Annotated in this window: 3 protein-coding genes; 1 reads left to right on the top strand and 2 read right to left on the bottom strand. The window is 56.7% G+C overall.

Annotated features, from left to right (window positions below):
- Nucleotides 1-469 precede the first annotated feature (469 nt).
- Nucleotides 470-775, top strand: a complete 306-nt coding sequence (locus tag V6D20_13565) for a hypothetical protein (protein ID HEY9816808.1) — start codon at nucleotides 470-472, stop codon at nucleotides 773-775.
- A 503-nt stretch (nucleotides 776-1,278) separates the two neighbouring features.
- Here the strand turns inward: V6D20_13565 and V6D20_13560 are convergent.
- Both V6D20_13560 and V6D20_13555 read right to left on the bottom strand, forming a co-directional pair.
- Entirely contained in the window at nucleotides 1,279-3,558 is a 2,280-nt protein-coding gene (locus V6D20_13560) for a hypothetical protein (GenBank protein ID HEY9816807.1), read from the bottom strand.
- Nucleotides 3,559-3,906: 348 nt separating this feature from the next.
- The coding region (locus tag V6D20_13555) for a hypothetical protein (GenBank protein HEY9816806.1) at nucleotides 3,907-5,160 on the bottom strand (1,254 nt) is incomplete at its 5' end.

Here is a 5,160-nt window from a genome sequence, read left to right as displayed (position 1 = left end):
TCAGTGTTTAGAATAGTTATGCTTTCTAAATGCTGTGTCTAGGCCTAACCCTGAGTTGTGGGCCAGAGGGGTCACCCGGATGGTGTGCCAACGTCACCCGGATGCGTGACTTGTCCTCTGGAACTCAACTCAGCTGAAACCCATTGTAGTAGACCCCCATTCATGGATGTGTGAGAGAGGGACCAGGTGATCTGTGCCATAGAAGACCTGGTGTGCTCTGTCACAGCCATGGGGAGCAGTGGAGCTGGAGGCTCACTGGGATGATGATGATGTTGTTGTTGGTTGGACATGTAACATGTAATGTGGAATGTGTTGTTTGTAGTATTTTTCTGTTGTTTGTTTTGGTGTTGGAAACATGTAGTGTGTTGGGTGTAATAGTAGTGTGGCTGGGGTGCATGGCCATTTGTTGTGGAAGGCCTGGTTATGTTAGTGGGGCTGTGGGGGGTGGTAGTAAAGTGGGACAGGGGATGTGGCCTGTAACATTTCGGAAGAGTTTGTGGGCCTGCTTGGACATGAGGGTAGTGAGGCCACTGGCGAAGCCACTGATCTGTTCATGGATGTACCGCAGGAATGTTTGGGATTGCCATCTGCCTTGCTTTTGGATGATGGTGTGGTTAACTCCATTGAGGTGCAGGGCCATGGCTCCCCCTGCTCGAAGGGAGTGGCTGCTGACTTGTTCTCGCCGGAAGCCATATTCAGGCTTGAAGAGTCCAACCATTTCAGTGCCCTCTTTGACCGCTCTGTTGATGTCTGTGTTGTTGACGTAGGCGACTGAGCCATTCTTCCAGAAGTAGGTGGCAATTGGTGAGCTGGAGTCGCCGCCGTTTGAGAGGATGTGGTGGACTCGCCGGGCTAGCGCCCGGACTGGGCTGTTGTGGCGCCTGTTGCATTCGTTGTGGATGCATTGGCCTTTGACTCCATTCTTTTGGTCAGTGATGCGCATGGTGGCTTCGTCGGCTTGGTAGAGCTGTGTCAGTGGGGCATTGTTTGGGATGATGTGGCCCTGTTTCCGGAATGTGATGTCTTGGACTCGGAATGGCTTGGTCTGACGCATGTTGTGTTGGGTGTGGCTGCGCGTGTAGGTGTATTCACCAACTCTAAGGAGGTAGAAGAAGGCAATGGTGACCAGGTCTGCGACTGCTTGGCCTCTGGGGGCCATTCCTTTGTCGGTATTGTAAGCTCGCTTCAGGAGGGCAGAGGTGATGGAGACAGGGACCGCCAGTTTGTGGTCTCTGACTGGGTCCTCTTTCTCATAGTTGCGCAGCTGCAATTTGAGCCTCAGGACATACTCTTGCGAGCCAGACCCATCCTGGTATATGGGGTTATGTCGCGAATCCAACATGAATTGCGTGCCGACGGCAGCCAGTGCTTCTTTGACTGAGCCATGGCGTACCTGACGTTGTCGGCCTCCGTGGCCTGCGCGTATGTAAGCGGCAAAATTGCAGAGGAAGGCAACTTGCTGGGCCCTGGAGCAGGGGATGGGCTGTCCCTGGTGAAGGCGCCTTTCGAGATAGGGGTCCACTCCAAATCGGTGGCAGTATTGGAGCCAAACTCGCCAATAGCGTTGTTTTGTGTGGGCAGTCGGAGCCACCCACCCATCAAGACATGCTGTTGTCGCAGAGCTTGACAGACTAAGGAAGTCAGCTTTGTGCTGAGGCGGAACATCTTCCAGGAGTTGCCCTGTGGAAGGGGGAATTGTGAGTTGAATTTGGTGAGGAACTCATAGTCAGTCAGGTTATAGTTTCCTGGGGTGCCATTTGCATGGAAGGATCTGCTTGCCAGGTCAGCCATCTCATTGTTCTTGCCGGCAATGGACATGGCCGCCAAAGGGGAGGCTTTGTTGGACGCCATGAGGAGGCTGAGGGCTCGGGCTAGGTGTTGGCCGGCCATGGACTTTTTGCTGCTGAGCTTTGAGGACCAGGAGACTGCTGAGGTGTTGTCACACCAGATGCCTAGGTGTGTGTCCTCCACTGTGGTCAATTGGTTGATGACTAGGAACTGGAGGACCATACCTGCCATCTCCAGATCGTTGATGGTCAGAGTGTGGTTGGCCACTCGATCCACGATATCGACTGGCCATTTGAACCGCCATACAATGGGATGGATAATCCGTTTGTGAGAGAGCCAAACCCCGCCGACGCCATGTTTGCAGGCGTCACAGTTGCCAATGTAAGCGGGGGGTCCAGGGATTAGTTGTGTGCAGTGGGTGGGCCTTTTGCCTGCCAGGGTGAAGAGGGTACTGAACTCCTTCAGGGCTGTGTGGGCCATGCTGCCTGTGGGCAGCTGGACATGTTGCTTGTCTGCTTTGATGCAATGGGCTGCAAGGGAGTGGAGGGGCTGGAGCAAGCCTCTGCCGGCCGGGACGGCCAGGGCAGCATGTTGGAGCTTGCCAGTGATGGACTGGAGCTCTTTGAGGGAGCAGTGTTGGTGTCGGCAGATGGACCTGATGGTCTCTTGAATCTTGTCCACCTTCTTGGTGGGGAGTTGGATGGTTCGGTTGATGCCATCCATGAGCCAGCCCAGGATCTCTTTCCGGACTGCCCACACTCCCTCCTGGTCTAGGACCAGCTTCTTGTAGGAGATTGGGTCCTCTTGTTCTGAGCCTGGTGGGGCTTTGGGGAAGATCTGGTGGATGGCATGGAGGAGGGCGCGGCTGTAATGTCGGAGGCTGGCTTCGCAGGTGCTTTGGACCAGTCCAATGGCATCATCCACAAAGATTTCCAGTAAGTAGTGGAGGTTTTGGCGCATGAGGGGGAGGTCTTTCGGGTCCCATTGTGAGGGGTGTTGGAGGGGAGAGAGCAGGTTTGGCTCCACTGGATCAATCATGGCGTGTTCCATGGGGTGCTGGGGGAGTGAGGGCATGAGTCGGAACCATTCAGCAAGATCTCTGCCTGTTTCGGTGGCGGCTCCAAAGAAGGCAGGGGAGCTGGTCCAGCCCATCTGGGGGGCAGTTGGGACAACCACCATGGTGTCTTCCTGCGGGTCAAGCTTAGGCAGCAGGTAGCAGAAGTCGGCATACCTGGAGGGATCCACACCCAGGCGCCAGAAACCATCCTTGATGTCGAGTTTGGCCATGACTATGGGGCCTTGGCTGGTGGGGAAGGTGGCTAGGGCATGGATGATGCGTGGCACCACTGCGCCTAGCTGGGCCATTGATTCGAGAGGGGCTGCTTCCTGGTGTGTGGCCTCATTTACGGTTGGCCCCATGGCTTGGCGCATCTCGGCTGTGCGTCGGGCTTTTTCTGACAGGTCCAGGAGCATTCGGAATTTCCTGCTTTTGTGTGGGATGGCCGCAATGGGGCTGATCTTGGTGTTGGTGGCTCCATTTAGATATTCACGCCTTAGCTCTTGCCAGGGGACGATTTTGCAGAATCCCTGGTGTACCTTTTCCATGGCCTCTGCGCGGCAGCATTCCGCGGCTTCGGCAGTTCGGGCTGAGGGGTGGGCGCCATAGGCCACAGCTAGATCCAGCTGTTCCATAGTCCAGGTGCCATCAACCTCCACTGGTAGGCCTAGGTCGCCGTATTCCTTCAGTAGGGGTCCTGCTGGGTGTAGCAAAGCAAATTCTCCAGGGTACATTTGTCCACAGTTGGGGTGAATGGGTGACTTACTTTGAGCTTCTGAGAGTTGGTTGATATCAGGCACAGCAGCTGGGTCCAGGTTGGGGGCCCAGGGTGGGGCTGGTGTGGTGCTCAGGCCCTGTGGCTTTGTTGGAGTGGCCTTCCTGTCCTGTCGTTTAGGGCAGTGTTGTGGGTGCTGTGGCTTGGGGCCCTCAGCCTGTGACTGTGATGGATGAGGGTGTGGGGGTGTGTCTTGGGGGTGGTGTGAAGGTGTTGTTGGGCGGCGTTTCTTGGCCCCAGTCTTGGCTGGAGATGGGTGCAGGGGTGGTGGGGCCTGGGCCGGTAGTCAATCTTGCTGGCCTCTGGGGTTGCCTGGAGGGGCAGGAGGGGCAGGTGCCTGTGGGCCAGCTGCAGCAGCAGCAGTGTTTGGAGGGCCAGCGCCGGGTCCTGGGTTGCGGTTGCCCTGAGGAAATCGTCTGTTGGGTTGCTGTCTGGGTTGTGGGGGCTGGGGGTGGCCCTGGTTGTAAGCTTGGTGTCCTCTTCGGAGTGTATTGAGGAGCTGTTGGACCTGGGTAGGCTGGAACTGTTCAGGGCCATGGTGTAGCAATTGGCAGTAGCGGCGGGAACAGTTGCCCAAGAGTGTGAAGACAGCACAGTGGTTGGCGGTGAGCCCCAGTTTCTCCATTTCGGTGGCTGGAGTTGTGCCGGCGGCCTCACAGACTTTGCGCAGATTTCGGCGTTGGGAGTTGGTGTCCAGGCTCTGGAAGTACTGTTGGAGCTGTGGGTGCCAGTTGTGATTGACTTCGCCTGGCCTGGGGTTAGGGGCAGGGCCGCCTCTGCCTCCAGCAGGGGGGCCGCCTCTGTGGGGTGTTGGGTGGCCGCCTCTGGTGGCGCTTGGTGTGGCTGAGCCAAGGGAAGAGCGCAAGGTTCGGGGCCTGAGTTCGGCCGGCATGTCCTGGATCTCGAAAGGGGCTGGGTCATGGAGGACCACAGCTTCGAGGCTCTTGGCCGAGGGGCTTACTGTGGGGAAGGGGGGGTCTTGATTGCTGCCTTGGTGAAAGTCTTCAGGCGTCAGGCATTGGTCGAAGTAGTGGTTGAAATGTGTCATGAGCCAGTAGAGGATGGGGCCATTGTGTACTTGGGCCCATTGATTGGAGTGGTCCCATGCCGTGCGGTAGTTTGCCTGCAGGTATTGGATCAGCTGGTGGACTTTGTGCATGAGAGGGGGCAGCCATAAGTAGGTGCAGAACGAGTGGAGGCGCTTGAGCAACTGCTCCAAGCCATGGTAGGTGTCAGGGGGCAGGGGTGGGCGGCCTTTGCGCTTTGCTATGCTGGCATCATCGTGTATCATGTTGCTGTGTAAATCATTTTCCTGTAGCTTGGCCAAGTGGATGATGGCCTGGTTGTCTCTCTTCATGCAGAGACCCACTAAGCTGAGGTGCCAGTCGGGATCATGGGGGTGGATGCCCAGTTGGTGGTGTTTGAAGATTTTGGCCGTGTTGGGGATGAAGCGAAAGTCCCGGAACTCTTCCCCCAAGTAGCTGCTGTGCTGTTGGAGTTGTTTGACTAGCTGGTTTGCCCAGTGGATGTGGTGGGTGGC

It is taken from the genome of Candidatus Obscuribacterales bacterium (assembly GCA_036703605.1).
Taxonomy (GTDB): Bacteria; Cyanobacteriota; Cyanobacteriia; order RECH01; family RECH01; genus RECH01.
Note: the sequence above shows the minus strand (reverse complement) of the source record. Positions and strands in the feature narration are given on the sequence as shown.